The organism is Streptomyces sp. NPDC048257, from assembly GCF_043201855.1.
Lineage (GTDB): Bacteria > Actinomycetota > Actinomycetes > Streptomycetales > Streptomycetaceae > Streptomyces.
The window spans coordinates 72,496-99,125 of record NZ_JBICZI010000014.1 but is presented as its reverse complement, the minus strand read 5'-3'; the positions used below and the strand labels follow the sequence as shown (position 1 = coordinate 99,125).

The window sequence follows — 26,630 nt, the reverse complement described above, 5'->3', positions numbered from 1 at the left end:
GTCGATGGTATGCGCGTGCTGTCCGTGATGGGTCGTAGGGTTTTGTCCATGACGACGAGTCCCGGTGCTGTGCCTGGTGCAGCCGATGCCGATGCGCGGAGCGCCGTGGCGCCCACTTCGCTCTCTCCTTCCCGGGCGAGCGATTTCATGCAGTGCCCGCTGCTGTACCGGTTCCGGGTGATCGACAAGCTGCCGGAGAAGCCGAGTGCGGCGGCCACGCGCGGGACGCTGGTGCACGCGGTGCTGGAGCGGCTCTTCGACCATCCGGCGCCGGAGCGGACGGCGCCGCGGGCGAAGGCGCTGGTTCCGGGGCAGTGGGACCGGTTGCTGGAGTCGAAGCCGGAGCTGACGGAGCTGTTCCCGGAGGGTGACGAGGGGGCGGGGCTGGCGCGGTGGCTGACCGAGGCCGAGGCGCTGGTCGAGCGGTGGTTCACGTTGGAGGACCCGACGCGGCTGGAGCCGGTGGAGCGGGAGTTCTTCGTGGAGACGGAGCTGGAGTCGGGGCTGCGGTTGCGCGGGATCATCGACCGGGTGGACGTGGCGCCGACGGGTGAGGTGCGGATCGTCGACTACAAGACGGGCAAGGCGCCGCGGCCGGAGTACGCCGAGGGTGCGCTGTTCCAGATGAAGTTCTACGCGCTGGTGGTGTGGCGGCTGAAGCAGGTGGTGCCGCGGCGGCTGCAGCTGGTGTACCTGGGCAGCGGGGACGTGTTGACGTACGACCCGGTGGTCGCGGACCTGGAGCGGGTGGAGCGCAAGCTGCACGCGTTGTGGGAGGCGATCCGGGAGGCGACGGAGACGGGTGAGTGGCGGCCGCGGCCGACGAAGCTGTGCGGCTGGTGTGATCATCAGGCGGTGTGTCCGGAGTTCGGCGGAACTCCCCCGCCCTATCCCCTGCTGATCAGCCCCCGGCCGGTGGCGGAGCTCCCGGCGGAGTCCTGATCATCGTGCCAGGGCAGAATGGACGCGCCCGCCGTAGCCGTCCGACGAATACGAGGTAGACCCCGTGGCCATCCGCGTCCTTCTGGTCGACGACCAGCCACTTCTGCGCACCGGCTTCCGGATGATCCTGGAGGCGGAGGAGGACCTGGCGGTCGTCGGCGAGGCCGGGGACGGTCTGCAGGCGCTGGACCAGGTGCGGGCGCTGCAGCCCGACGTGGTGCTGATGGACATCCGGATGCCGCGGATGGACGGGGTGGAGGCGACCCGCCAGATCACCGGTCCGGAGCGCGACGGGCCGGCGAAGGTGCTGGTGCTGACCACCTTCGACCTGGACGAGTACGTGGTGGAGGCGCTGCGCGCGGGGGCGAGCGGGTTCCTGCTGAAGGACGCCCCGGCGAACGAGCTGGTGCAGGCGATCCGGGTGGTCGCCGCGGGTGAGGCGATGCTCGCACCGAGCATCACGCGGCGGCTGCTGGACAAGTACGCGGGGCACCTGCCGTCGGGGGAGGAGAGCCTTCCCAACACGCTGGGAACGCTGACCGAGCGTGAGGTCGAGGTGCTGAAGCTGGTCTCCCGCGGGTTGTCGAACGCGGAGATCGCGGCGGATCTGTTCGTGAGCGAGACGACGGTCAAGACGCACGTGGGGCACGTGCTGACGAAGCTGGGGCTGCGGGACCGGGTCCAGGCGGCGGTGTACGCGTACGAGAGCGGTCTGGTGCGCCCCGGGGCCCAGTAGGGCCGCCGGGGGCGCAGGGACGCAGGGACCCGGCGGCGCACATGCGTGAGGGGGCCGTACGTGTGCGCACGTACGGCCCCCTCACGCGTTGCCGCGGCGTCAGCCCTTGCTGATCTCCCAGAAGCGGAAGACCGTCGAGGCGTCGAGCGACCACTGCAGGCCGGTCACGTTCTGGCGGGTCACGGCGTACTGCTTGCCCTGCCAGAGCGGGAGGATCGGGAGCTCGTCGGCGACGATGTCCTGCAGGCGGTTGTAGTCCGTGTTGGCCGCGGTGCGGTCGGACTTGGCGGAGGTCGACGGGATGATGGTCCCGGTGATCTCCTTGTTGTCGTAGTTGTTGTGCAGGACGTTGTCCGGGCCGAAGAACGGCTGGGTGAAGTTGTCGGCGTCCGGGTAGTCGGGCACCCAGCCCTTCACGTAGACGCCGTACTTGCCGGCCTGGATGTCCTTCTCGTACTGCTCGTACTCGACGGACTTGACGTCGGCCTCGAAGAGTCCGCTGTCGTTGAGCTGCTTGGCGATGACCTCGAACTGCTGGTCCGTGGAGGGGCCGTAGCGGGACGGGGTGGAGTACAGGGTCAGCTTGACCTTGCCGTTGATGCCGGCGGCCTTGAGGACGGCCTTGGCCTTCTCGGGCTGCGGGGAACCGCCGTAGCGGTCGAAGAACGGCGTCGTGTGGCCGGCGATGCCGGTCGGCACGATGGAGTAGAGCGCGGTGGCGGTACCCGCGTACACGTCCTTGACGAGGGCTTCGCGGTCCACGAGGTAGGCGATGGCCTTGCGCACGGGGAGCTTGCCGACGACGGGGTCGCTGACGTTGAACACCATGTGCTCGACCTCGGCGCCGGTGCCCTGGACGACGTCGACCTTGTTGTCGCCGGTCTTGGTCGCGGCGAGGGCGGCGATGTCCTTGGCGGCGAGACCGCGGAACGCGAAGTCGACGTCCCCGCTCTCCAGGACCTTCTTGAGGCCGGCCTGGTCGCCGTTGAAGAACTTCAGCGTGACGCCGGTGTTCTTGGCTTTGGCCTTGCCGGTGTAGGACTCGTTGACCGAGAAGCTGGCGCTCTTCTCGCCGATCGAGTCCAGCTTGTAGACGCCGGAGCCGATCGCCTTGTTGTCGGTGCGCAACTTGTCGGCCGGGTACTCGCTGTGGTCGACGATGGAGCCCGCGCCCGACGCGATCTTGCTGGGGAAGGTGGCGTCGGAGGTCTTGAGCCGGAAGACGACGGTCTTGTCGTCGGGGGCGTCGATGCCCGCGATCGACGAGAGCATGACGGCCGGGCCGTTCTCGTCGTTGATCTTCAGCGTGCGCTCGAAGGAGAACTTGACGTCCTTCGAGGTGAGGCTGTGGCCGTTGCTGAACTTCAGCCCGGTCCGCAGGGTGCACTTGTAGAGCTTGCTGTCACCGCCCTCGAAGCCGCAGGTCTGCGCGGCGTCGGGCTCGGGGGTGGTACCGCCCTTGGGGAAGCTCAGCAGCGACTGGAAGACGTTGTTGAACAGCAGCCAGGAGCCCGGGTCGTAGCCCGATGCCGGGTCGACGGACTTCACCTTGTCGGATATGCCCATGACCACGCCCTTGCCGCTGCCGGCATTGGAGCCATCGGTCGAACCGCAACCGCTGAGCAGCGCGGCGGCGGTGGCTGCGCCGAGCGGGGCCGCCAGCCACTGGTTACGTCGATTCACGCGAACGTCCTTCACAGTCGAACTGTTTCGTTGCTCCGGCCCGCGACACCCGCTGCCGGTCATTGCCTTTTCTCAGCCGCTTACGCCGCGGCCGAGCTCCCACAGCTGGAGGTCGGAGATGGCGTTGACCGACCACTCCACTCCGGTGATCCCGTCGCGTGCGGCGACGTACTGCTTGCCCTGCCACAGGGGCAGGACGGGCACGTCCTCGGCGACGATGTCCTGTATCTCCGTGATCGCGGGGACGGCGACGTTACGGTCGGCCGCGCGCCGGGATTCGGGGATGAGCCTGCTGCGCACCGCGTTGTTGGCGTACGGCGTGCCCAGGAAGTTGTCCTGCTCCAGGAACGGGGCGAGGAAGTTGTCGGCGTCCGGGTAGTCGGGGAACCAGCCGAGCCCGTAGGCGGCGTGGTCGCCCTTCTTCTGGGCGGGGCGGAAGTCGGCCCACTCGCTGCCCTGGACGGTGATGTCGAAGAGCTGGGTGGAGTTCAGCTGGGCCTTGAGTGCCTCGAACTCGGCGGCCGTGCCGTCGCCGTAGTGGTCGCTGGTGTAGTGCAGGGTCAGCTTGACCGGGGTCTTGATCCCGGCCTCCTTCAGCAGTGCGGCGGCCTTGGGCGTGTTGGCGTCGCCGTACTTGTTGTAGAAGGAGTTGACGTGGCCCGTCACGGTGGTGGGGACCAGCGAGTAGAGCGGCTGGGCGGCCTTGCCGTAGACCTTGGAGATGAGCTGGCCGCGGTCGACGGCGGCGGCGAGGGCCTGGCGGACGGCCTTCTCCTTGACGACCGGCGCCTCGGTGTTGAATCCGAGGTAGCGGATCTCCAGTCCGGGCATCGGGACCAGCTTGACGCCCTTGGGCGGCTGGGCGGTGAAGTCGGCGATCTGGGCGGGCGACAGGGTGCGGGAGACCATGTGGATCTTCCCGTCGGTGAGTGCCTTGCCCATGGCCGGGGAGTCGGGATACGTGCGCAGTTCGACCTTGTCGTTCTGCAGCTTGAGGTCGCCCTTGTAGTGCGGGTTCTTGGTGAAGACGGCGCGGACCAGCTGGTTGCCCTTGACCTCGGCCTTCATCGTGTACGGGCCGGAGCCGTCCACGGCGAAGCCCTCGCGGAGCTTCTTGGCGTCGTAGTTCTTCTCACTGACGATGCCGGCGGCGGGGGTGGAGAGCTTGAACGGGAAGGTCGCGTCCGGGGTCTTCAGGTGGAAGACGACGGTGTCGGCGCCCTTGACCTCGACGTTGTCGAGCGTGGAGAGCAGCGAGGAGGGGCCGTTCTCGTCCTTGATGGTGCGGACCCGGTCGATGGAGAACTTGACGTCCTTGGCGGTGAGCGGCTCACCGTCGGCGAACTTCAGACCGGGGCGCAGGGTGCAGCGGTAGCTCTCGTTGCCGGCGTCGGTGAAGCGGCAGGCGGAGGCCGCTTCGGGGACGGGCTGGCCGCCGCCGCGCGGGGTGTGCATCAGCGTCTGGACGGTCTGGCGCAGGATGTTCCAGGCGCCGGCGTCGTAGGCGTAGGCCGGGTCGAACGGGGCGGGAGCGAAGTCTGCGGCCTCGAACCGATCGGTGGTCCCGACGACGATCGCTCCGGATCCTGCTCCTCCGCCGCTCGTGCTGCCGCAGGCGGCCAGCGCGGGGGTGAGCAGTCCGGCCGCGGCCGTCAGCACCATGGTCTTGCGGTTCATGCTGGAAGTACTCCCTGTAACCGGCACTTGTTCAAAGCGGCGTAGAGGGCACTTCGCGACGGTCGCCCGTTCAGGGCGGAACGATCGGGCCGGTGAGTGACGATCGGTCCACGCGGTCCCGGCACAGGGGTGTTGTGCCGGGGACGGCTGAGGTGCGGCTTGGTGCCCGCGTCGACACTAGTGGCCCGGGACGGGATGGCTGGAACTGACCGGACTTGGGGCGTAATCGCACCGTGATCGGAGCGAACTGCCTGTTCACACGCAGGGCGGCGCAGATTCGGTCAGGGGCTGATCAATCCGGACACAAGGGAAGGGTCAGGGAGCCTGCGACAGGTCCGTCGGGGGGTTGACGGGTGACCAACGTCACTCTGAGCAACCCCTCCCGGAGAGGATGGAATTTCAGCCTCCGGGGCCTGCGACGGAAGATCCTTCCGTCGGACCTCGTTCCTGCGCCGTTCCGTTCGGTACGGAGCGTGCATGAGGGATGCCGGTGCGTGGCGTACGCGCGGTACGGTGCGGGCCGGTCGTCGCGCTCAGTTCAACGGGACGATGAGCGAGCGCAGGAACGCCAGGTCGACTTCCTCCAGCGAGCGGACGACCGTACGCCCCGGGGCCGGTTCGATCACGCCCACCGAGGGAATGGCCACGACCCGGCAGCCGGCCGCCTCGGCGGCCGCCACACCGGTGCGGGTGTCCTCGATGACCGCGCACCGCGAGGGGTGCGCGCCCAGCGACCGCGCGGCGAACAGGTACGGGTCGGGGTGCGGCTTGGTACGGGCCACCTCGTCACCGGCGACCGTCATCGTGAAGCGGTCGCGGCCCAGGGTGAGCAGGACCTGGTCGATGACCCGGCGGTGGGAGGCGGAGACGAGGGCGGTGGGCACGTTGTGCCGGGCCAGCTCGGTCAGCAGCCGCTCGGCGCCGGGCATCATCGGCACCCGGTCGGCGATGCGGGCCTCGAAACGCTCGTTGAGCAGGACGCTGAGCTCGGCGAGGCCGATGACGGCGCCGGTCGCCTCGATCAGGAAGGTCGCGCTGCGGCTCATCGGGCCGCCGACCACCACGTCGCGCCAGGACTCCTCGAGCCGGTGGCCGAGCTCCTGGAAGATCTCGGCCTCGATCTCCCACCAGAAGCCCTCGGTGTCGACCAGGGTGCCGTCCATGTCGAGCAGCACCGCCTGCAGGGCAGAACCGTCGGCCGTACGGGCGACGGGGGCGGGAACGGTGCTCGTCATGCGCATGCCTCTCAGAAGGGACGAGAAGGCCGGTCACCTCTTCCGCGGGGCATACCACCCCGGGGAACAGGCGACCGGCCTGTATGGGACCGACAAGTGTACGTCGGCGGAGCTCAGCGTGCGTTGAAATACTTCGCTTCGGGGTGATGAATCACGATCGCGTCGGTGGACTGCTCCGGGTGGAGCTGGAACTCCTCCGACAGGTGGACGCCGATCCGCTCCGGCTCCAGGAGGGCGGCGATCTTCGCGCGGTCCTCCAGGTCGGGGCAGGCGCCGTAGCCGAGCGAGAAGCGCGCACCGCGGTACTTGAGGTCGAACATGTCCTCGACCTTCGCCGGGTCCTCGCCACCGAATCCGAGCTCGGCGCGGACACGGGCGTGCCAGTACTCGGCCATGGCCTCGGCGAGCTGGACGGACAGGCCGTGCAGCTCCAGGTACTCGCGGTACGAGTCCGACTCGAACAGCTTGGCCGTGGCCTCACCGATCCTCGAGCCCACGGTCACCACCTGGAGGCCGACGACGTCGGTCTCGCCGGACTCCTCCGGACGGAAGAAGTCCGCGAGGCACAGGCGGCGGCCGCGGCGCTGGCGCGGGAAGGTGAAGCGGGTCCGCTCGTTGCCCTGCTCGTCCAGGATGATCAGGTCCTCGCCCTTGGAGACGCAGGGGAAGTACCCGTAGACGACCGCGGCCTCGAGGAGGTTCTCGGTGTGCAGCTTGTCCAGGAGGCCGCGCAGACGCGGACGGCCCTCGCTCTCGACGAGCTCCTCGTACGTGGCCCCGCCCGCGCGGGCCTGCTTGAGGCCCCACTGGCCCTTGAACAGGGCGCCCTCGTCGAGCCAGGAGGCGTAGTCCTTGAGCGGGATGCCCTTGACCACGCGGGTGCCCCAGAACGGCGGGGTGGGGATCGGGTTGTCGACGGAGACGTCCGAGCGGCCGCCGGGCTCCTCGGCCTCCTCCACCTGGAGGGCGGGAGTGTCGCGCTTGGCGACGCGGCGCTGCTTGAGCTCGGGCAGGGACGCGCCGGGGACACCGCGCTTGACCGCGATGAGGGCGTCCATCAGGCGCAGGCCCTCGAAGGCGTCGCGGGCGTAGCGGACCTCGCCCTCGTAGATCTCGTGGAGGTCCTGCTCGACGTAGGCGCGGGTGAGGGCGGCGCCGCCGAGGATCACCGGGTAGTCCGCGGCCAGCTTGCGCTGGTTCAGCTCCTCCAGGTTCTCCTTCATGATCACCGTCGACTTGACCAGCAGGCCCGACATGCCGATCACGTCGGCCTTGTGCTCCTGCGCGGCCTCGAGGATCGCGGAGACCGGCTGCTTGATGCCGATGTTGACGACGTTGTAGCCGTTGTTGGTGAGGATGATGTCGACGAGGTTCTTGCCGATGTCGTGGACGTCGCCGCGGACGGTGGCCAGGACGATGGTGCCCTTGCCCTCGTCGTCGGTCTTCTCCATGTGCGGCTCGAGAAAGGCCACGGCGGTCTTCATGACCTCGGCGGACTGGAGGACGAACGGCAGCTGCATCTGGCCGGAGCCGAAGAGCTCGCCGACGACCTTCATGCCCTCCAGGAGGGTGTCGTTGACGATGTCGAGGGCCGGGCGGGTCTCCAGGGCCTCGTCGAGGTCGTTCTCCAGGCCGTTCTTCTCGCCGTCGATGATGCGGCGCTGGAGGCGCTCGTCCAGCGGCAGGGCGAGGAGCTCCTCGGCGCGGCCGGCCTTCATCGACTTGGTGTTGACCCCCTCGAAGAGGGCCATCAGCTTCTGCAGCGGGTCGTAGCCCTCGGCGCGCCGGTCGTAGATCAGATCCAGAGCGGTGGTGACCTGCTCCTCGTCGAACCGGGCGATGGGCAGGATCTTCGAGGCGTGGACGATGGCGGAGTCCAGGCCGGCCTTCACGCACTCGTCGAGGAACACCGAGTTCAGCAGCACACGCGCGGCCGGGTTCAGACCGAACGAGATGTTCGACAGACCCAGCGTCGTCTGCACGTCCGGGTGGCGGCGCTTGAGCTCGCGGATCGCCTCGATCGTGGCGATGCCGTCCTTACGCGACTCTTCCTGGCCGGTGCAGATCGTGAAGGTCAGGGTGTCGATGAGGATGTCCGACTCACGGATCCCCCAGTTCCCGGTCAGGTCGTCGATGAGCCGTTCGGCAATGGCGACCTTGTGCTCGACGGTGCGGGCCTGGCCCTGCTCGTCGATGGTCAGCGCGATCAAAGCCGCGCCGTGCTCCTGGGCCAGTCGGGTGACCAGGGCGAAGCGGGACTCCGGTCCGTCGCCGTCCTCGTAGTTCACCGAGTTGATGACCGCCCGGCCGCCCAGCTTCTCCAGACCCGCCCGGATCACCGGAACCTCGGTCGAGTCCAGGACGATCGGCAGCGTCGAGGCCGTCGCGAAACGACCCGCCAGCTCCTCCATGTCGGCGACGCCGTCGCGGCCGACGTAGTCCACGCACAGGTCGAGCATGTGCGCGCCCTCGCGGATCTGGTCGCGGGCCATCTCCACGCAGTCGTCCCAGCGCGCCTCGAGCATCGCCTCACGGAACTTCTTCGACCCGTTCGCGTTCGTCCGCTCGCCGATGGCCATGTAGGACGTGTCCTGGCGGAACGGCACCGTCTGGTACAGCGAGGCCGCGCCCGGCTCCGGCTGGGGGGTGCGCTCGGTGATCGCCGTGCCGCGCACGCGCTCCACCACCTGGCGCAGGTGCTCCGGCGTCGTACCGCAGCAGCCGCCGACCAGCGAGAGGCCGTACTCACGGACGAAGGTCTCCTGCGCGTCCGCCAGCTCCGGCGCGGAGAGCGGGTAGTGCGCGCCCTGCTTCGTCAGGACGGGCAGGCCGGCGTTGGGCATGCAGGACAGCGGGATGCGGGCGTTGCGGGCGAGGTAGCGCAGGTGCTCGCTCATCTCGGCGGGGCCGGTGGCGCAGTTCAGGCCGATCATGTCGATGCCCAGGGGCTCCAGCGCGGTCAGCGCCGCACCGATCTCCGAGCCGAGCAGCATCGTGCCGGTCGTCTCCACCGTCACCGAACAGATCAGCGGGACCGTGACGCCCAGGGCCTCCATGGCGCGGCGCGCGCCGATGATCGAGGACTTCGTCTGCAGCAGGTCCTGGGTGGTCTCCACGAGCAGCGCGTCGGCGCCGCCGGAGATCAGGCCCTCGGCGTTGATCTGGTAGGCGTCACGGATCTGGCCGTAGGTGATGTGACCCAGGGTGGGAAGCTTGGTGCCCGGACCCATGGAGCCCAGGACCCAGCGCTGCTGCCCGGTGGAGGCGGTGCACTCGTCCGCGACCTCACGGGCGATCCGGGCACCGGCCTCGGACAGCTCGAAATTGCGTTCGGCGATGTCGTACTCCGCCAGGGCGGCGTAGTTCGTGCCGAAGGTGTTCGTCTCGACGCAGTCCACGCCCACCGAGAAGTACGCCTCGTGGACCGAGCGGACGATGTCGGGGCGGGTGACGTTCAGGACCTCGTTGCAGCCCTCGAGCTGCTGGAAGTCCTCCATCGTGGGGTCCTGCGCCTGGAGCATCGTTCCCATGGCCCCGTCGGCGACGACCACACGGGTCGCGAGCGCCTCTCGGAGGGCATCGGCCCGGGTCTGGGTGTCAGCGGGCGGGGTGGGCAACGAAGCCATGGTTGTGCTCCCTGGGATGCGACGGCTGTCGGCTTTGCACCCCCTCTGTTGTCAAGGGTGCACGCGGCCAGGGTAACCGCGAGGCCCCGGCCCCGGTGTGGGTGTCCCACGTGGCGGACTGCATTCTGTGGCGGGGACGTGCCAGGGGTGTCCCGGCGGCGGCAGGGCGAACAGAGCTTCGACGGTGCGCAAGGTCGGCATCGACCGATACTGTTCAGCATTGTCGAACCGCGTCAAGATGGTCGGTAATAACGAAAGTCAGCAGGAGGCTGCGCGATGGCACGGAACATCCAGTCGCTCGAACGAGCCGCTGCGATGCTGCGACTCCTGGCGGGCGGCGAGCGCCGGCTGGGACTCTCGGACGTGGCGTCCTCCCTCGGGCTGGCCAAGGGCACGGCCCACGGCATCCTGCGCACCCTGCAGGCCGAGGGCTTCGTGGAGCAGGACCCGGCCTCCGGCCGGTACCAGCTCGGCGCGGAGCTGCTGCGCCTGGGCAACAGCTATCTCGACGTGCACGAGCTGCGCGCCCGCGCCCTGGTCTGGACGGACGATCTGGCCCGGGCGAGCGGCGAGAGCGTGTACGTGGGCGTGCTGCACCAGAGCGGGGTGCTGATCATGCACCACGTGTTCCGGCCCGACGACAGCCGTCAGGTGCTGGAGGTCGGCGCCATGCAGCCGCTGCACTCGACCGCGCTGGGCAAGGTGCTGTCGGCGTACGACCCGGTGGCGCACACCCAGGCCCATGAGGTGGAGCGCGAGGCCTTCACCCCCCGGACGGTCACGGACGGCACCGGCTTCGAGGAGCTCCTGGGCCTGACCCGGGCGCGCGGCTGGGCCTCCGACGTCGAGGAGACCTGGGAGGGCATCGCCTCGGTGGCGGCGCCGATCCACGACCGGCGCCGGATGCCGGTCGGCGCGGTGGCGGTCGCGGGTGCCGTGGAACGGGTCTGCGGCGAGTCCGGGGAGCCCCGTGCGGCCCTCGTGGCGTCGGTACGGGACTGTGCGCGTGCGGTTTCACGCGATCTCGGCGCAGGCCGGTTCTGAGCTTCCTTTAGCAGGCTTCGGCCGCACTCTGGCCTCTTTCTGCCCACTTTTCGCCATATCCCGACCATGGGATGGCTGGATTTGGTCGATCGCACCGAGTGGTAACGATCCGACACTTTGGCCTGGCCGACCCTTGACGCGTTCTTCACTTGGGCGGAAAACTGCCGTTCATCGGTCGGCATTGTCGAACACCTACCGGCAATACGCGCTAGGATGCGACAAGGCCACGGACCGGTGCAGCACTCACCGAGTGCGCGGAACCACCGGAGGGACCCGGTTTCCGCCCACCCCTGGACGTACAAAGGAGTCGCGGGTGTCCAGCTCCGACATCTTCATCGGCGAGACCATCGGTACCGCCCTGCTCACACTGCTCGGCGGTGGCGTCTGCGCCGCAGTGACACTCAAGAGCTCCAAGGCCCGCAACGCGGGCTGGCTCGCCATCACGTTCGGCTGGGGTTTCGCCGTACTGATCGGCGCCTACGTCTCCGCGCCGCTCTCGGGTGCGCACCTCAACCCGGCGGTCACCGTCGGCCTCGCCATCAAGACCGGCGAGTGGGGTGACGTGCCGGTCTACTTCGCGGGCCAGCTGCTGGGCGCGATGCTCGGCGCCGTCCTGATGTGGGTGACCTACTACGGACAGTTCCGCGTCCACCTGGCGGACCCGGAGCACATCCGCGACGCCAAGCTCGGTCCCGAGGACCCGCACCCGCACGATGTGGCCGGTCCGGTGCTGGGCGTCTTCTCCACCGGCCCCGAGATCCGTAACGTCGTGCAGAACCTCGCGACCGAGATCATCGGTACCGCCGTCCTGATCCTGGCGATCCTGACCCAGGGCCTCCAGGACAACGGCAAGGGCCTCGGCGTCATCGGCGTCCTGATCACCTCGTTCGTGGTCGTCGGCATCGGTCTCTCGCTCGGTGGCCCGACCGGCTACGCCATCAACCCGGTGCGCGACCTCGGTCCGCGTATCGTGCACGCCCTGCTGCCGCTGCCCAACAAGGGCGGCTCCGACTGGGGTTACTCCTGGATCCCGGTGGTCGGCCCGCTCGTCGGTGCCGCTCTCGCCGGTGGTCTCTACAACATCGCGTTCGCCTGATCAGCAGTACCGGCAAGATCGTAAGATCCGCACCGCCCTCCTGATTCCGCCTACTCACCAGACCTGCCAGGAGCAGCCAACATGACCACCAGCACCGGTCCCTTCATCGCCGCGATCGACCAGGGCACCACCTCCTCCCGCTGCATCGTCTTCGACCGCGACGGCCGCATCGTCGCCGTCGACCAGAAGGAGCACGAGCAGATCTTCCCGAAGCCGGGCTGGGTCGAGCACGACGCCACCGAGATCTGGACCAACGTCCAGGAGGTCGTCGCCGGGGCCATCGCCAAGGCCGAGATCACCGCGGCGGACGTCAAGGCCGTCGGCATCACCAACCAGCGCGAGACCACCGTCCTGTGGGACCGCCACACGGGCGAGCCGGTCCACAACGCGCTGGTCTGGCAGGACACCCGCACCGACGCCCTGTGCAAGGAGCTCGGTCGCAACGTCGGACAGGACCGCTTCCGCCGCGAGACCGGTCTGCCGCTGGCGAGCTACTTCGCCGGTCCGAAGGCCCGCTGGCTGCTGGACAACGTCGAGGGCCTGCGCGAGCGCGCCGCCGCCGGGGACATCCTCTTCGGCACCATGGACTCCTGGGTCATCTGGAACCTCACCGGTGGCACCCAGGGCGGTGTGCACGTCACCGACGTCACCAACGCCTCGCGCACCATGCTGATGAACCTCCACAACCTCAAGTGGGACGAGGGCATCGCGAAGTCCATGGAGGTGCCGCTCGACATCCTCCCGGAGATCAAGTCCTCCGCCGAGGTCTACGGCCACGTCAAGGAGGGCGTCCTCGCCGGTGTCCCGGTCGCCTCGGCGCTCGGTGACCAGCAGGCCGCCCTGTTCGGCCAGACCTGTTTCGCCGAGGGCGAGGCCAAGTCCACGTACGGCACCGGAACGTTCATGCTGATGAACACCGGCGACAAGGTCATCAACTCCTACAGCGGCCTGCTGACCACGGTCGGCTACAAGATCGGCGACCAGAAGCCGGTCTACGCGCTGGAGGGCTCCATCGCCGTCACCGGCTCGCTCGTCCAGTGGATGCGCGACCAGATGGGCCTGATCAAGTCCGCGGCCGAGATCGAGACCCTGGCCTCCTCGGTCGAGGACAACGGCGGCGCCTACTTCGTGCCCGCCTTCTCCGGCCTGTTCGCCCCGTACTGGCGCTCCGACGCCCGCGGTGTGATCGCCGGCCTCACCCGGTACGTCACCAAGGCGCACATCGCCCGTGCCGTCCTGGAGGCCACCGCCTGGCAGACCCGCGAGATCACCGACGCCATGACCAAGGACTCGGGTGTCGAGCTCTCCGCCCTCAAGGTCGACGGCGGCATGACCTCCAACAACCTGCTGATGCAGACGCTCTCGGACTTCCTGGACGCCCCCGTGGTGCGCCCGATGGTCGCCGAGACCACCTGCCTCGGCGCCGCCTACGCCGCCGGCCTGGCCGTCGGCTTCTGGCCCGACACCGACGCCCTGCGCGCCAACTGGCGCCGCGCGGCGGAGTGGACCCCGCGGATGCCCGCCGAGCAGCGGGACCGCGAGTACAAGAGCTGGCTCAAGGCCGTGGAGCGTTCCATGGGCTGGGTCGACGACGAAGACGCCAGCTGACCGCACTCAGCTGAGTCAATCGACGAGGAGCTAAGAGAGATATGAGCAGCCTGCAGAGCGTTCCCGCACTGGGTACGCACCCGACCGCCGGTGCCAACGTCAGCCGCGCCCAGACCCGTGAGCAGCTGTCGAAGGCCACGTACGACCTGCTGGTCATCGGCGGTGGAATCCTGGGTACCTCCGTGGCGTGGCACGCCGCGCAGTCGGGCCTGCGGGTTGCCATGGTGGACGCCGGCGACTTCGCCGGCGCCACCTCCTCGGCCTCCTCCAAGCTCGTCCACGGCGGTCTGCGCTACCTGCAGACCGGCGCGGTCAAGCTGGTCGCGGAGAACCACCACGAGCGGCGGGTGCTGGCCAAGGACGTGGCCCCCCACCTGGTCAACCCGCTCACCTTCTACCTGCCGGTCTACAAGGGCGGTCCGGTGGGTGCGGCCAAGCTGGGCGCGGGCGTCTTCGCCTACTCCGCCCTCTCGGCCTTCGGCGACGGCATCGGCAAGGTCATATCCCCGGCCCGTGCCGTCGCCGACAACCCCGGCCTGAAGACGGACAACCTGAAGGCCGTCGCGGTCTATTACGACCACCAGATGAACGACTCCCGCGTCGCCGTCATGACGGTCCGCGCGGCCGTCGACTCGGGCGCGGTCGTCCTGAACCACGCCGAGGTCACCGGACTGCGCAAGACGCGCGGCCGGGTCACCGGCGCCGAGCTCAAGGACCGTCTCGACGGCACCGAGTTCGGGGTCGACGCGCGCGTCGTGCTCAACGCCACCGGCCCGTGGGTGGACCACCTGCGGCGCATGGAAGACAAGCACTCCATGCCGTCGATCCGCCTCTCCAAGGGCGCGCACATCGTCATGAAGCGCAAGTCGCCGTGGAAAGCCGCCATGGCCACCCCGATCGACAAGTACCGCATCACCTTCGCCCTCCCGTGGGAGGACCAGCTGCTGCTCGGCACCACCGACGAGGTGTACGAGGGCGACCCGGCGGACGTGCGCGCCACCGAGTCCGACATCCAGCAGATTCTGGACGAGGCGGCGTTCTCCGTGAAGGACGCGGACCTGGACCGCTCGCTGATGACGTACGCCTTCGCGGGCCTGCGGGTGCTGCCCGGCGGCCCCGGCGGGGTCGAGAAGGCCAAGCGCGAGACGGTCGTCTCCGAGGGCGCCGGCGGCATGCTGTCGGTGGCCGGCGGCAAGTGGACGACGTACCGCCACATCGGCCGTGTGGTCATGGACAAGCTGGCGAAGCTCCCGGGCAGCCCGCTGACCGAGGACATGGAGCCGGTGAAGTCGCTGGTACGCAGGATCGCGCTGCCGGGTGTCGCCAACCCGAACGCGGTCGCGCACCGGCTGCTGGTGGACCGGGAGCCGGGCACGCGGATGGACCCGCTGACCGCCCGCCACCTGGCCTCGCACTACGGCTCGCTGGCCTTCGACATCGCGCGCCTCGCGAACGAGGACCCGGCGCTGGCCGAGCGGATCCACCCGGACGGTCCGGAGATCTGGGCGCAGGTCGCCTACGCCCGTGACAACGAGTGGGCCGAGACGGTCGACGACGTGCTGCGCCGCCGTACGACGGTGACGATCCGCGGCCTGGACGACGACTCCGTCCGTGCCCGGGTCGAGGAGATGCTGGGCCACAAGGCATAGCTCCCACGCAGGTGGGGAAGAGGGGCGGTTCCGAGGGGAACCGCCCCTCTGTCGTGGGCTGTGGCCGGTGCCTCATCAAGGCTTAGGCTGACCCACGTACGCAAGGGAACTTCGGAAGGAGACCTGGGTGATCGAGCTTGAGGGCGTGCCCGAGCTGATCGACCCGGTCATGGTGGCCGCGTTCGAGGGCTGGAACGACGCGGGTGACGCGGCCTCCGGTGCGGTCGCACACCTGGACCGGGAGTGGAAGGGCGAGGTCTTCGCGGCGCTCGACGCAGAGGACTACTACGACTTCCAGGTCAACCGGCCGACGGTGTGGCTGGACAACGGGGTACGGAAGATCACCTGGCCGACAACACGGCTGTCGGTGGTCCGGATCGGCGGCGCCAAGCCGCGGGACCTGGTGCTGGTCCGCGGGATCGAACCGTCCATGCGGTGGCGGTCGTTCTGCAACGAGATCCTCGGTTTCGCGCACGAGTTGGGCGTGGAGATGGTGGTCATCCTGGGCGCGCTGCTCGGGGACACCCCGCACACGCGGCCCGTGCCGGTGAGCGGGGTGACCTCCGACGCGGACCTGGCGCGGACGATGGACCTGGAGGAGACCAAGTACGAGGGCCCGACGGGGATCGTGGGCATCCTGCAGGAGGCCTGTACGCACGCGGGTGTTCCGGCGGTGTCCCTGTGGGCGGCGGTGCCGCACTACGTCTCGCAGCCGCCGAACCCGAAGGCGACGCTGGCGCTGCTGAACCGGCTGGAGGATCTGATCGACATCCGGATCCCGCTGGGCGAGCTGCCGGAGGACGCCCGGGCGTGGCAGCTGGGGGTGGACCAACTGGCCGCCGAGGACAGCGAGGTGGCGGAGTACGTCCAGACGCTGGAGGAGGCGCGGGACACCGCCGATCTGCCGGAGGCCTCGGGGGATGCCATCGCCCGGGAGTTCGAGCGGTACCTGCGGCGGCGGGATCCGGCGGGGCCGTCGGCCGAGCCGGGCGACGGCTCGTACCTGCGCGACACGAGCGGGGGCCTGCCCCGCCCCCCGAAACGCAGGCCGGACCCCTCCGGGGAGGAACCGGAGCCGCCGGCCGCCGCCTCCCCGGACGAGGACGACACCCCTCCGGAGGCCTGACCGCGCCGGTGCGGCCGCTGCGCGGAGCCTCTCCCCGCCCCGCGCCTCACACGCCGGCGAGGCTGATCTTTCAGCCCGTCCGGCGTGTGAGGACCGGGTCCGGGCAGCGCCCGGTTCCCGCGGAAAGCGCGATGCCCCCGGGCCGGGTGGCCAGGGGGCATCGGCAGCAGGGCTGCGGGGGTGGCTACAGGGCAACGCCCAGGAGGGCGTCCACCGTGCGGGAGACCAGGCCGGGGGCCGACTCGTCGTCGCCGTCCGTGGCGATCTGCCGCTCGACCCAGCGGTCCACGGCGGCCAGGGCCGCAGGCGCGTCCAGATCGTTCGACAGGGCCTCGCGGACCTCCTCGACCAGCGCGTCGGCCGGGATGCCGTCCGGCCGGGACACGGCCGCGCGCCAGCGCTCCAGCCGGGCCACGGCCTCGGCGAGGACCGCGTCCGTCCACTCCCAGTCGGCCCGGTAGTGGTGCGACAGCAGCGCCAGGCGGATCGCCGCCGGGTCCACCCCGGAGCGCCGCAGGGCCGACACGAAGACGAGGTTGCCCTTCGACTTCGACATCTTCTCGCCGTGCAGTGCCACCATGCCCGCGTGCACGTACGCCTTGGCCATCGGGAACTCGCCCGTCAGCGCCTGCGCGTGCGAGGCGCCCATCTCGTGGTGCGGGAAGGCCAGGTCGGAGCCGCCGCCCTGGATGTCGAAGCCCATGCCCAGGTGGTCGAGGGCGATCGCCACGCACTCGATGTGCCAGCCCGGCCGGCCGCGGCCCAGTGAGCCGCCGTCCCAGCTCGGCTCGCCCGCACGTGCGGCCATCCACAGCATCGGGTCCAGCGGGTTCTTCTTCCCGGGCCGGTCGGGGTCGCCGCCCCGCTCCGCCGAGAGCAGCCGCATCGCCTCGGCGTCGAGGTGGGAGACCCCGCCGAAGTGCGGGTCGGCTTCGACCGAGAAGTAGACGTCGCCCTCCAGCTCGTAGGCGGCGCCCGCGTCCCGCAGCCGCTCGACCAGCGGCACGATGCCGGGTATGGCCTCGACGGCTCCGATGTAGTGCTGCGGCGGCAGCATCCGCAGGGCCGTCATGTCCTCGCGGAAGAGTGCGGTCTCGCGTTCCGCCAGTTCGGTCCAGTCCTGGCCGTCGCGCAGGGCCCGTTCCAGGAGCGGGTCGTCCACGTCCGTGACGTTCTGGACGTAGTGGACCTGCCTCTTGGTGTCGAGCCACACGCGTTGTACGAGGTCGAACGCGTTGTAGGTCGCCGCGTGACCGATGTGGGTCGCGTCGTAGGGAGTGATCCCGCAGACGTAGATACGGGCGACGGGACCGGGGGCGAGGGTGATCGTCCCCCGGGTCGCGGTGTCGTGGATCTGGAGGTCGCGGCCCTTGCCAGGAAGGGCGGGGACCTCAGAAGCGGGCCAGGCATGCATGTCTCGAGCCTAACCGGACGGGTGTTCCGGAAACGAACTGGACCTGCACTGTTGTCTTGATCGGCACTCTTGCGATCTGGCCGGTTCTGTGCGTACGGCCGGTGGCTGGTTCAGACCGGTGGCCAGGGGATCGCCGGCCACTGCCCGGACGGCTGCGGATGGGTTCCGGTGCGCAGCAGGTGCTCCACCCGGGCCCGTACGGCGGCCAGCTCGACCGGTGTGATCAGTTCGGCCAGCCGGGTGGCGAGCGGGGCTCCCGCGGCCAGGCCGGCGGCCAGCGCGGTCAGCACCTCGCGCGCCTCGTCCGTCAGCGGCTCCCCGGCCCAGCCCCACAGGAGGGTGCGCAGCTTGTCCTCGGCGTGGAAGGTCACTCCGTGGTCGATGCCGTAGAGCCGGCCGTCGGGCGCGGGCAGCAGGTGGCCGCCCTTGCGGTCGCCGTTGTTGATCACGGCGTCGAGTACGGCGAGCCGGCGCAGCCGGGGGTCGTCGGCGTGCACGAGGAGGGCGGTGCGGCCCTCTCCGACCTCGGCGAGGGCGACGGGCTTCCAGCCCTCCCCCGCCTCCTCGCCGTCGACGAGCCCGAGGAGCGCGCCCATCGGGGAGTCCTCGTCCGGCGGGTCCGCCTCGATCCACCGCTGGACCATGCCCTCGCCGTACGGTCCGTCGCGCAGCACGGTGGCGGGTACCAGCCCCCATCCGGTGGCCTCGGAGACCAGGTAGGCGGCGACCTCGCGCTGGGCGAGGTTCCCGTCGGGGAAGTCCCACAGCGGCCGCTCCCCCTTGACCGGCTTGTACACGCAGTCGGCGCTCATGCCCCCGTACGTGACGCTGCACAGCAGGACGGCGTTGGACGCCTCGCGGATCCGGCCTATGACGGTGAGCTCGCCCTTGGCGAGCAGTTCCTCCAGCTCCCCCGTGTCGGTCACGCCTGGCGCCGGTAGCCGTTCTGGCGCGGGCAGACGTGCCCTTCCGGGTCGAGCGGCAGGCTGCACAGCGGGCAGGGCGGGCGGCCGGCGTTGACGACGTCCAGGGCCCGCTTGGCGAAGGCCCGGGCCTGGGCGCCGGTGAGGCGGACCCGCAGCATCGGCGGGCCGTTCTCCTCGTCCTGGAGCAGCCGCTCCTCCGCGTCGGCGAGGTCCTCGTCGGACTCGGCGTCGAGCTCCACCAGCGCCTGGGCCTCGACGATCATGCGCTGTTCCTCGCCGTCCCAGGCCAGGGCCATGGTGCCGACGCGGAACTCCTCGTCGACGGGGACGTCCAGCGGCGCGGTGTCGGCGGCCTCTGCGGGGGCCACGGCCGGGACCGGGGCATTGCCGCCGGTGCGCCGTACGACCTCGTCCAGCAGCTCGTCCATCCGCTCGGCCAACGCCGCGACCTGGGTCTTCTCCAGGGCGACGCTGGTGACGCGGGGGCCGGCGGAGGCCTGCAGGAAGAACGTACGGCGTCCCGGAAGACCGACCGTGCCGGCCACGAAGCGGTCCGGGGGGTCGTAGAGGAACACCTGACGGGGCACGTCCAGTCTCCAAGTCTCGGCGGCAGGGCAGGTCTGCGCCCTTGTGTGGGCCCGTCCACCCTACTGCTCCGTGCGATCAAGCCGCGCCCGCGCCGCCTCCCACGACGGCGTTCCCCGCGTCTTCGGTGTCTTTGTCCGATGCGACGTCCTCGGGTGCGGCCGGGCGCCGTACGAGCGAGCCGAAGTCCCCGGTGTCGCCGAGCCGGAACACGAAGGGCCGGGTGGCGGTGTACCGGATGGCGGTCACCGAGCAGGGGTCGACGTGGATGCGCTGGAAGAGGTCCAGGTGCATGCCCAGGGCGTCCGCCACAAGGGACTTGATGATGTCGCCGTGCGAGCACATCAGGAAGACGGCTTCGCTGCCGTGCGCCTGCTCGATCCGGGCGTCCCAGTCCCGTACGGCGTCCACGGCGCGCGCCTGCATGGCGCGCATGGATTCACCGCCGGGGAAGGCGGCCGCCGAGGGGTGCTGCTGGACGATCTTCATCAGCGGCTCGTCGGAGAGCTCGGCGAGTTTGCGGCCCGACCATTCGCCGTAGTGGCACTCACCGATCCGCTCGTCGGTGTGCAGTTCCAGCTCGGGACGTGCGGCCAGCAGGGGTGCGAGGGTCTCCCGGCAGCGCTGCAGCGGGCTGGTGACGGCGGCGGCCAGCGGCACCCCCGCCAGCCGGCCGGGCAGGGCGGCGGCCTGCTCGGCGCCGCGCTCGTCGAGGGCCACTCCCGGGGTCCATCCGGCGAGCAGCCCAGCGGTGTTGGCGGTGGACCGCCCGTGTCGTACGAGGATCAGCGTGGCCATGGGGCCAGCGTATGCGCTGACCGGGCGTGCGGGCGGGCCGTGGGCAGGGAAGAATGCCCTGCGTGATTGTGGACTGCGCTATTTACCGGGACGGCCGCCGTACCGAGGGACCGGAGGACTTCTCGGACGCCCTGGACGAGGCCCGGGCGACCGGTGACGCCTTCCTCTGGATCGGTATGCACGAGCCGACGGAGAAGGAATTCGACCACGTCCGCCAGGAGTTCGGTCTGCACGCGCTGGCGGTGGAGGACGCGCTGACCGCGCACCAGCGCCCGAAGCTGGAGGTGTACGACGACTCGCTGTTCGTCGTCCTCAAGCCCGTGCAGTACGACGAGGCCACGGACACGGTGACCGCGGGCGAGCTGATGGTCTTCATAGGGGACTCGTTCGTCGTGACGGTCCGGCACGGCGAGGGGGCCCCGCTGGCCGCCGTACGCCACCGGCTGGAGCAGGAGCCGGACGTACTGCGGCACGGTCCGACGGCGGTGCTGTACGCGGTGTCGGACGCGGTGGTCGACCACTACATCGAGGTGGCGGCCGAGCTCCAGGCGGACCTGGAGGAGCTGGAGGCCGAGGTCTTCGCCCCGAACGCCTCGGACACCAAGAACACCGCCGCCCGGATCTACGGGTTCAAGCGGCAGGTGCTGGAGTTCCGGCGGGCGACGAGTCCGCTGCTCCAGCCGATGGACCGGCTCGCCTTCGGGGAGGTCCCCTTCGTCCACGACCACGCGCAACCGTTCTTCCGCGACGTCGCCGACCACCTGACCAAGGCCAACGAGTACATCGAGGGCCTGGACCGGCTGCTGTCGGACGCGCTCGGCGCACACCTCGCGCAGATGGGCCTGCGGCAGAACGACGACATGCGCAAGATCTCGGCGTGGGCGGCGATGGCGGCCGTGCCCACCATGGTGGCGGGGATCTACGGGATGAACTTCGACCACATGCCGGAGCTCGGGCACGTGTGGGGCTATCCGGGGGTGCTGGTGGTCATGGCGGGCACGTGCCTGGGCCTGCACCGGATGTTCAAGCGCCGGGGCTGGCTCTGAGTTCCCACGCGCGCGGGGCGTGGGCGGAGCCGGGCGCGGCGGCCGGTGCGCCGCCGAGGGCGTCCAGGCGCTCGGGCATCCGCAGGTGCACCATCCGGTGCCAGCCGCTGAACCGCTCGTACGCGTACATCCCGTGGATGCCGGCGGCGAGCGCGGCCGCCTTGGGGGCGGGCCAGTGCAGCAGCCGTCCCATGTGGCCCATGACGGCGAGGCTCACGTCGCGGTAGACGGAGATCTCGGCGAGGGCGCTCTCGCGGAGCACCCGCTGGATGGTCCGGCCGTAGCCGGACCGGGCGAGGCGCAGCAGTTCCTCGTGGCAGTAGGCGAGGTGGTTGTCCTCGTCGTGGCTGATCATGTGGATGGCCCTGCCCACGTCGGGGTGGTCACCGAAGTACCTGACCAGCATGTCCATCTGGTCGGCGGCGCGCTGTTCGGTGACGCGGCTGTGCGCGAGGTAGACGACGATGTCCTCCTCGGTCAGCGCCTGCTCGCGGCGCAGCTTCTCGTGCGCGAGGCCGATGCCCCGGCGTTCCAGCAGCATCGTGTAGTCGGTCTCGGGGGGCACCGGGACGGCGGGCAGGCCGCGCTTGCGGAGCAGGGCGTTGAAGATCCGGCCGTGCTTGTCCTCGTCGGCGCCGTGCCGCGTGATCTTGGGCGCGAGGTGGCGCATGCCGTCGGGCACGAGGGCCGCGATACGGGCGTTCTCCCAGCCGCCCTGGGTCTCCCCGCTGGCGGCGATGGAGCAGAACAGCTGGAAGGAGCCGTCGTTGTCGACGATCTCCTGGAACAGGCTGCGGGCAGAGAGCATGGAACGAGTCAAACGCCGGTCGGCGGGGCGGGCAACCGATGGGTCGCACTGCTCGTCCGAATGAACGAAACCGGGGGTTCGCCCGCCGCGCGTAACCCGGCGGGCGTCCACGGCGTTGTTCGCTGTGTCGGCCGTGGCGGGGAAGACCCCCCGAGCCCCCACCACGGCCGCAGAAGCGTTCACCGGCGCGCCGGTGCCGACCCCACGCCGGCACCGGCCCCGTGCCGGCACCCGGATCAGGCGAGACCCGCGAGCTCCATGGCCTCGGTGCCGGCGCGCAGGGCGGCGATCCGCTCGTCCAGGGTGAATCCGGCCGGGGCCAGCGTGAGGGTGGTGACCCCGGCCTCCGCGTAGGCCCGCATCCCGTCCGCGATCCGGGCGACCGGGCCGAGCAGCGTGGTCGAGTCGATCAGCGAGTGCGGAACGGCCTCGGCCGCACCGGCCTTGTCGCCCGCCAGGAACTTGTCCTGGATCTCCGCGGCTTCCTTCTCGTAGCCCATGCGCTGGGCCAGCTGGTTGTAGAAGTTCTGCTTCCGGCTGCCCATGCCGCCCACGTACAGGGCGGTGTACGGGCGGAACATGTCCGCGAGCGCGGTCACGTCGTCGCCGAGGGCCAGCGGCACCGTCGGGCAGACGTCGAAGCCCTCCATGGTCAGCCCGGCCTTCTCGCGGCCCGCCCGGATGTGGGTGAGGGCGGTCGCCTCCAGGTGCTCGGCGGCCGGGAAGATCAGCAGCGCGCCGTCGGCGATCTCGCCGGTCTGCTCGAGGTTCTTGGGCCCGATGGCGGCGATGTAGAGCGGGATGTGCTCGCGCTCGGGGTGCACGGTCAGCTTGATCGGCTTACCGGGGCCGCCGGGCAGCGGCAGGGTCCAGTGCTGGCCCTCGTAGGAGAGCCGCTCGCGGGTCATGGCCTTGCGGACGATCTCCACGTACTCGCGGGTCCGGGCGAGCGGCTTGTCGAACTTGACGCCGTACCAGCCCTCGGAGACCTGCGGTCCGGAGACGCCGAGGCCGAGCCGGAAGCGGCCCTTGGTGAGCGAGTCGAGGGTGGCCGCGGTCATCGCGGTCATCGCGGGCTGGCGGGCCGGGATCTGGAGGATCGCCGAGCCGACGTCGATGCGCTCGGTCTGGGCGGCGACCCAGGCGAGCACGGTCGGGGCGTCGGAGCCGTAGGCCTCGGCCGCCCAGCAGACGTCGTAACCCAGTCGGTCGGCCTCCTGGGCGACGGCGAGGTTGTCGGCGTCCATGCCCGCGCCCCAGTAACCAAGATTGATGCCGAGCCGCATGTGTTCGTCCCCTTACCGGTTTACCGATCAGTAACGTTGGTGTGCGGGGACTGTAGCGCGCCAGGGTCCTCCGCGTCAGCGCCCCAGTAGTCTCAGCGCTCATGGAGCAGAGGCATCTCGGCCGCACCGGACTGCGCGTCTCCCGGATCGGCCTCGGCACCCTCACCTGGGGCCGTGACACCGGCGAGGAAGCCGCCGCCGAGCAGGTGAAGACCTTCTGGGAGGCCGGCGGCACGCTCGTCGACACCGCCGACGTGTACGGCGGCGGTGAGGCGGAGTACCTCCTCGGACGGCTGGTGGACGGGCTCGTCCCGCGCCGGGACCTGGTGATCGCGACCAAGGCGGGCAGTGTGCCGGACCCCGACCGGCGGTTCGACGGCTCGCGCGGGCACCTGCTGGCGGCCCTGGACGCCTCGCTGGACCGGCTGGGCACCGACTACGTCGACCTGTGGCAGGTGCACGCCTTCGACCCGGCGACCCCGTTGGAGGAGACCCTGCAGGCGCTGGACCTGGCGGTGAGCAGCGGGCGGGCCCGGTACGCGGGGCTCGCGGGCTTCTGCGGCTGGCAGTTGGCGAAGGCGGCGACCTGGCAGCTCGCGGCCCCCGGGGTGCGCACCCGGATTGCCTCGACGCAGATGGAGTACTCCCTGCTCCAGCGTGGGGTGGAGCGGGAGGTGCTGCCGGCCGCGCTGGACCTCGGGATCGGCCTGCTGCCCTCGTCGCCACTGGGCCGCGGGGTGCTGACGGGCAAGTACCGGGACGGCACTCCGGCGGACTCCCGGGGCGCCTCGGAGTCCCTGGCGGCCCTGGTGGACCCGTACCTGGACGAGGCCGCGGGCCGGATCGTGGACGCGGTGGTGACGGCGGCCCAGGGGCTGGCCGTGACCCCGCTCCAGGTGGCCCTGGCGTGGATCCGGGACCGGCCGGGGGTGGTGGCGCCCATCGTCGGCGCGCGGACGTCCGCGCAGCTCGCGGCGGCACTGTCGGTGGAGGCCCTTAGTCTTCCGGTGGAGATCTGCCGGGCGCTGGACGATGTTTCGGCTCCGGTGCACCGCTACCCCGACCAGGACTGGAGCACGCTGTGAGCACGGACCCTCAGGCCGACACCGCCGCCGCGCAAGACCCGGCCGCCCCGAAGGCCGAGCCGTCCGCAGCCGCCGAAGCGGCCCCGGGCCCGGCGTCCACGGAAGACGCGCACGAGCCCGGCCCCGCCGAGGGCGCGGGGGGCGCGGAGAGCCACGCCGCTGCCGAAGGCGAAGCCGGGGACGGGGGGCCAGTCGCGGAGCCCCCGGTTTCGGGAGGGGGCGGGGAGGGGGACGGCCCCGCAGGGGCCGAGTCCCGGCCCGACGCCGTGGGCCAGGCATCGCCCGCCCTCAACGAGGCGCAGGCCGAGCTGGCCGCCCAGAAGATCGAGCGGGAGCGGATCGCCCGGCGCAAGGCCGAGCGGGAGGGACCCGTCGAGGCCGGAGCCAAGCTCAGCGGGAAGGCCGCCGACCTGCTGGCCGCCGTACGGGCCGTGGAGGGCGGCGCGAATCCCCCCGCCGTGTACTTCGACGAGGCACCGGCCGCGCCCCGCAGGGCACCCGCCGCGCCCCCCGCCCCCCGCAGCACCACACCGGCGCCGGCGACCGCGCCCTCCGCCGACGCCGTCGACACCGTACGGACCGTACTGGCCCGCGGGGGCGCCCCCGAGACCCTGGCCGCCCCCGCCGCGGCGGCCCTGGGCGAGGACGCCGCGGGGCAGCTCGCCGAGAACCCCTGGCGGCTGCTGTCGGTGCCCGGCGTGCGCCCGACCCAGGCCGACGGCTTCGCGCGGGCCCTGCTGGGCTCCGAGGCCGGCCCGGGGGACGAGCGCCGCACCACCGTCCTGGTGGGCTGGCTGCTGACCCAGGCCGGGCTGAAGGGGCACACCGCGCTGGAGGCTCCGGTGCTGGAGAAGGCCCTGGCCCAGTACGGCGTACCGGCTCCCGCCGATGCGCTGGAACAGGCCATCGCCGAGGGCTCGGTGCTGGTCTTCCACGAGCCCCTGGGGCCGCCGGTCGGCGAGGACGAGGAGCAGCCCGTACGCGTGGTCGTGGGCCTCGAGGGCGCCGCCATGGCCGAGGAGAGCCTGGCCGACGGCCTGGCGCGGCTCGCCGCCGGCACCTTCGACGCTTCCGCGGACGCGGACTGGGAGCGGGCCGCCGCGGCCGCGCCGAGCCCGTCCGCCGCCGAACTGATCCGCACGGTCGCGAGCCACGGCCTGGTCACCCACACCGGCGGCGAGGCCGCCCGCGCCGAGCCGTTCGCGCTGGCCGCGGCGGCCCGGGAGCTGGGCCTGCGCGTCTGTCTGGCCGCGCACGCCCCCGGCGGCCCGGACGCGGTGACCGTGGCGGGGCTGCTGGCCGGGGCCGAGGGGCCGGGGCGGGACGCGGACGGGCAGTTCGCGCTGGACCTGTTCGTGGTGCTGGACGCGCCGCAGCTGGACGTGGAAACCGCGGCCGCGCTGGTGGAGTCCGTACCGGACGGGGCCCGTCTGGTGCTCTCCGGGGACCCCGGCGTGCTCGGATCCGCCGGGGCCGGACGGGTGTTCGGCGATGTGCTGGCGGCCCGTACCTGCCCGCAGCTGGTCTCCCGCACCCCCGACCCGGGCCCTCTCGGCGAGCTCGTCTCGGGGGTCGGGATCGGGGAGCTGAACCAGGTCGAGGCCCCCGGCAAGGAGGTCGTCATCGTCCCGGTGCAGGACGCCGGGGAGGCCGTGCACCGGGCCGTGCAGCTGGTGGCCGAGTCGGTGCCGCGGGCCTTCGGGATCCCGGCGGACAGCGTGCAGGTGATCACCCCTGGCCACGGCGGCTCGGCCGGCACCCGGGCGCTGAACGCCGCCCTGAAGGAGCGGCTGAACCCCGGCCCCGGCCGGTTCGGCGGCTTCGACCCCGGCGACCGGGTCGTCCACGTCCCGTCCGCCGGGCGGGCCCTGCCGGCCCGGGTGGTGTCGGCGGACGCCGAGGGCCTGCACCTGGACCGCGCGGGCGCGCGGATCGTCGTACCGAAGGACCTCGTCGAGTCCCAGGTGCGGCACGGCTGGGCGGTGACGGCACATCAGGCCGTGGGCACGCGCTGGCCGGCGGTGGTCGTCGTCCTGCCGGGCGACGCGGCGCAGGCGCTGTCGCGGGACTGGGTCTACACGGCGTTCGGGCGGGGCGAGCGGCACCTGTCCGTGGTGCACGGCGTCGACCAGGCGCTGCCGCGCGCGGTGGCCGAGGTACCGGCGAAGCCGCGTACGACACGGCTGACGGGCCTGCTGACGGCCCTGGCCACGGCGGGCCGGCAGCCGGAGTGAGACGGCCGTGGCCCCCGCCCGGGAGG

The 26,630-nt window shown here is 70.9% G+C and carries 20 protein-coding genes; 10 read left to right on the top strand and 10 right to left on the bottom strand.

Going from position 1 to position 26,630, the window contains the following annotated elements; genetic code table 11:
• The first annotated feature begins 48 nt into the window (after positions 1–48).
• The gene (locus tag ACGFZK_RS24665; protein ID WP_393851028.1) at positions 49–942 is read left to right on the top strand and encodes a RecB family exonuclease; all 894 of its coding nucleotides are present in this window, start codon (positions 49–51) and stop codon (positions 940–942) included.
• Positions 943–1,006: 64 nt separating this feature from the next.
• Positions 1,007–1,678: a response regulator transcription factor gene (locus tag ACGFZK_RS24660; RefSeq protein ID WP_030016364.1), complete on the top strand. Its 672-nt coding sequence runs from the start codon at positions 1,007–1,009 to the stop codon at positions 1,676–1,678.
• Between the two features lie 99 nt (positions 1,679–1,777).
• Here ACGFZK_RS24660 and ACGFZK_RS24655 read toward each other — a convergent pair whose 3' ends face one another.
• The 4 genes from ACGFZK_RS24655 to metH form a co-directional block, all read right to left on the bottom strand.
• Positions 1,778–3,361, bottom strand: a complete 1,584-nt coding sequence (locus ACGFZK_RS24655; RefSeq protein ID WP_393851027.1) for an ABC transporter substrate-binding protein — start codon at positions 3,359–3,361, stop codon at positions 1,778–1,780.
• 72 nt (positions 3,362–3,433) lie between these two features.
• The gene (locus ACGFZK_RS24650; RefSeq protein WP_393851026.1) at positions 3,434–5,038 is read right to left on the bottom strand and encodes an ABC transporter substrate-binding protein; all 1,605 of its coding nucleotides are present in this window, start codon (positions 5,036–5,038) and stop codon (positions 3,434–3,436) included.
• A 533-nt stretch (positions 5,039–5,571) separates the two neighbouring features.
• Positions 5,572–6,273 carry an HAD family hydrolase gene (locus ACGFZK_RS24645; protein ID WP_393851025.1) on the bottom strand — a complete coding sequence of 234 codons (702 nt, stop codon included), beginning with the start codon at positions 6,271–6,273 and terminating at the stop codon, positions 5,572–5,574.
• Positions 6,274–6,386: 113 nt separating this feature from the next.
• Positions 6,387–9,899 carry a methionine synthase gene (metH, locus tag ACGFZK_RS24640; protein WP_393851024.1) on the bottom strand — a complete coding sequence of 1,171 codons (3,513 nt, stop codon included), beginning with the start codon at positions 9,897–9,899 and terminating at the stop codon, positions 6,387–6,389.
• Positions 9,900–10,175: 276 nt separating this feature from the next.
• Here metH and ACGFZK_RS24635 point away from each other — a divergent pair, with 276 nt between their 5' ends.
• From ACGFZK_RS24635 to ACGFZK_RS24615, 5 genes are all read left to right on the top strand, one after another.
• A complete protein-coding gene (locus ACGFZK_RS24635) occupies positions 10,176–10,943 on the top strand; it encodes an IclR family transcriptional regulator (RefSeq protein ID WP_393851023.1) in 768 nt (255 codons plus the stop codon).
• 313 nt (positions 10,944–11,256) lie between these two features.
• Positions 11,257–12,039: an MIP/aquaporin family protein gene (locus tag ACGFZK_RS24630; RefSeq protein ID WP_393851022.1), complete on the top strand. Its 783-nt coding sequence runs from the start codon at positions 11,257–11,259 to the stop codon at positions 12,037–12,039.
• An 81-nt stretch (positions 12,040–12,120) separates the two neighbouring features.
• On the top strand, positions 12,121–13,647 hold the full coding sequence (gene glpK / locus ACGFZK_RS24625; protein ID WP_393851021.1) for a glycerol kinase GlpK: 1,527 nt from the start codon (positions 12,121–12,123) through the stop codon (positions 13,645–13,647).
• Between the two features lie 41 nt (positions 13,648–13,688).
• Positions 13,689–15,296 carry an FAD-dependent oxidoreductase gene (locus tag ACGFZK_RS24620; RefSeq protein WP_393851020.1) on the top strand — a complete coding sequence of 536 codons (1,608 nt, stop codon included), beginning with the start codon at positions 13,689–13,691 and terminating at the stop codon, positions 15,294–15,296.
• A gap of 127 nt (positions 15,297–15,423) precedes the next feature.
• Positions 15,424–16,422 (top strand): PAC2 family protein, encoded by a 999-nt coding sequence (locus ACGFZK_RS24615; protein ID WP_393851019.1) that lies wholly within the window; start codon positions 15,424–15,426, stop codon positions 16,420–16,422.
• A gap of 184 nt (positions 16,423–16,606) precedes the next feature.
• On the opposite strand, the gene mshC is transcribed toward ACGFZK_RS24615, so the two are convergent.
• The 4 genes from mshC to ACGFZK_RS24595 form a co-directional block, all read right to left on the bottom strand.
• Entirely contained in the window at positions 16,607–17,836 is a 1,230-nt protein-coding gene (mshC, locus tag ACGFZK_RS24610) for a cysteine--1-D-myo-inosityl 2-amino-2-deoxy-alpha-D-glucopyranoside ligase (RefSeq protein WP_393851018.1), read from the bottom strand.
• Between the two features lie 110 nt (positions 17,837–17,946).
• Entirely contained in the window at positions 17,947–18,795 is an 849-nt protein-coding gene (locus ACGFZK_RS24605) for an SCO1664 family protein (protein WP_393851086.1), read from the bottom strand.
• Positions 18,759–19,349, bottom strand: coding sequence for a DUF3090 domain-containing protein (locus ACGFZK_RS24600; RefSeq protein ID WP_393851017.1), 591 nt, complete (start codon positions 19,347–19,349; stop codon positions 18,759–18,761). Before ACGFZK_RS24600 ends, ACGFZK_RS24605 begins: the two co-directional genes overlap by 37 nt.
• A 76-nt stretch (positions 19,350–19,425) precedes the next feature.
• Positions 19,426–20,145 carry a histidine phosphatase family protein gene (locus ACGFZK_RS24595; protein WP_393851016.1) on the bottom strand — a complete coding sequence of 240 codons (720 nt, stop codon included), beginning with the start codon at positions 20,143–20,145 and terminating at the stop codon, positions 19,426–19,428.
• Between the two features lie 53 nt (positions 20,146–20,198).
• On the opposite strand from ACGFZK_RS24595, the gene ACGFZK_RS24590 reads away from it, so the two are divergent.
• Positions 20,199–21,191 (top strand): magnesium and cobalt transport protein CorA, encoded by a 993-nt coding sequence (locus ACGFZK_RS24590; protein ID WP_393851015.1) that lies wholly within the window; start codon positions 20,199–20,201, stop codon positions 21,189–21,191.
• Here the strand turns inward: ACGFZK_RS24590 and ACGFZK_RS24585 are convergent.
• Together ACGFZK_RS24585 and ACGFZK_RS24580 are read right to left on the bottom strand one after the other, a co-directional pair.
• Positions 21,169–21,999: a ferritin-like domain-containing protein gene (locus tag ACGFZK_RS24585; RefSeq protein ID WP_393851014.1), complete on the bottom strand. Its 831-nt coding sequence runs from the start codon at positions 21,997–21,999 to the stop codon at positions 21,169–21,171. The genes ACGFZK_RS24590 and ACGFZK_RS24585 overlap by 23 nt on opposite strands.
• Before the next feature lie 236 nt (positions 22,000–22,235).
• Entirely contained in the window at positions 22,236–23,285 is a 1,050-nt protein-coding gene (locus tag ACGFZK_RS24580; RefSeq protein WP_393851013.1) for an LLM class F420-dependent oxidoreductase, read from the bottom strand.
• 101 nt (positions 23,286–23,386) lie between these two features.
• Between ACGFZK_RS24580 and ACGFZK_RS24575 the strand changes: the two genes are divergently transcribed.
• A complete protein-coding gene (locus tag ACGFZK_RS24575) occupies positions 23,387–24,370 on the top strand; it encodes an aldo/keto reductase (RefSeq protein WP_393851012.1) in 984 nt (327 codons plus the stop codon).
• The gene (locus ACGFZK_RS24570) at positions 24,367–26,604 is read left to right on the top strand and encodes a helix-hairpin-helix domain-containing protein (protein ID WP_393851011.1); all 2,238 of its coding nucleotides are present in this window, start codon (positions 24,367–24,369) and stop codon (positions 26,602–26,604) included. The genes ACGFZK_RS24575 and ACGFZK_RS24570 overlap by 4 nt, the downstream gene beginning before the upstream one ends.
• Positions 26,605–26,630 lie beyond the last annotated feature (26 nt).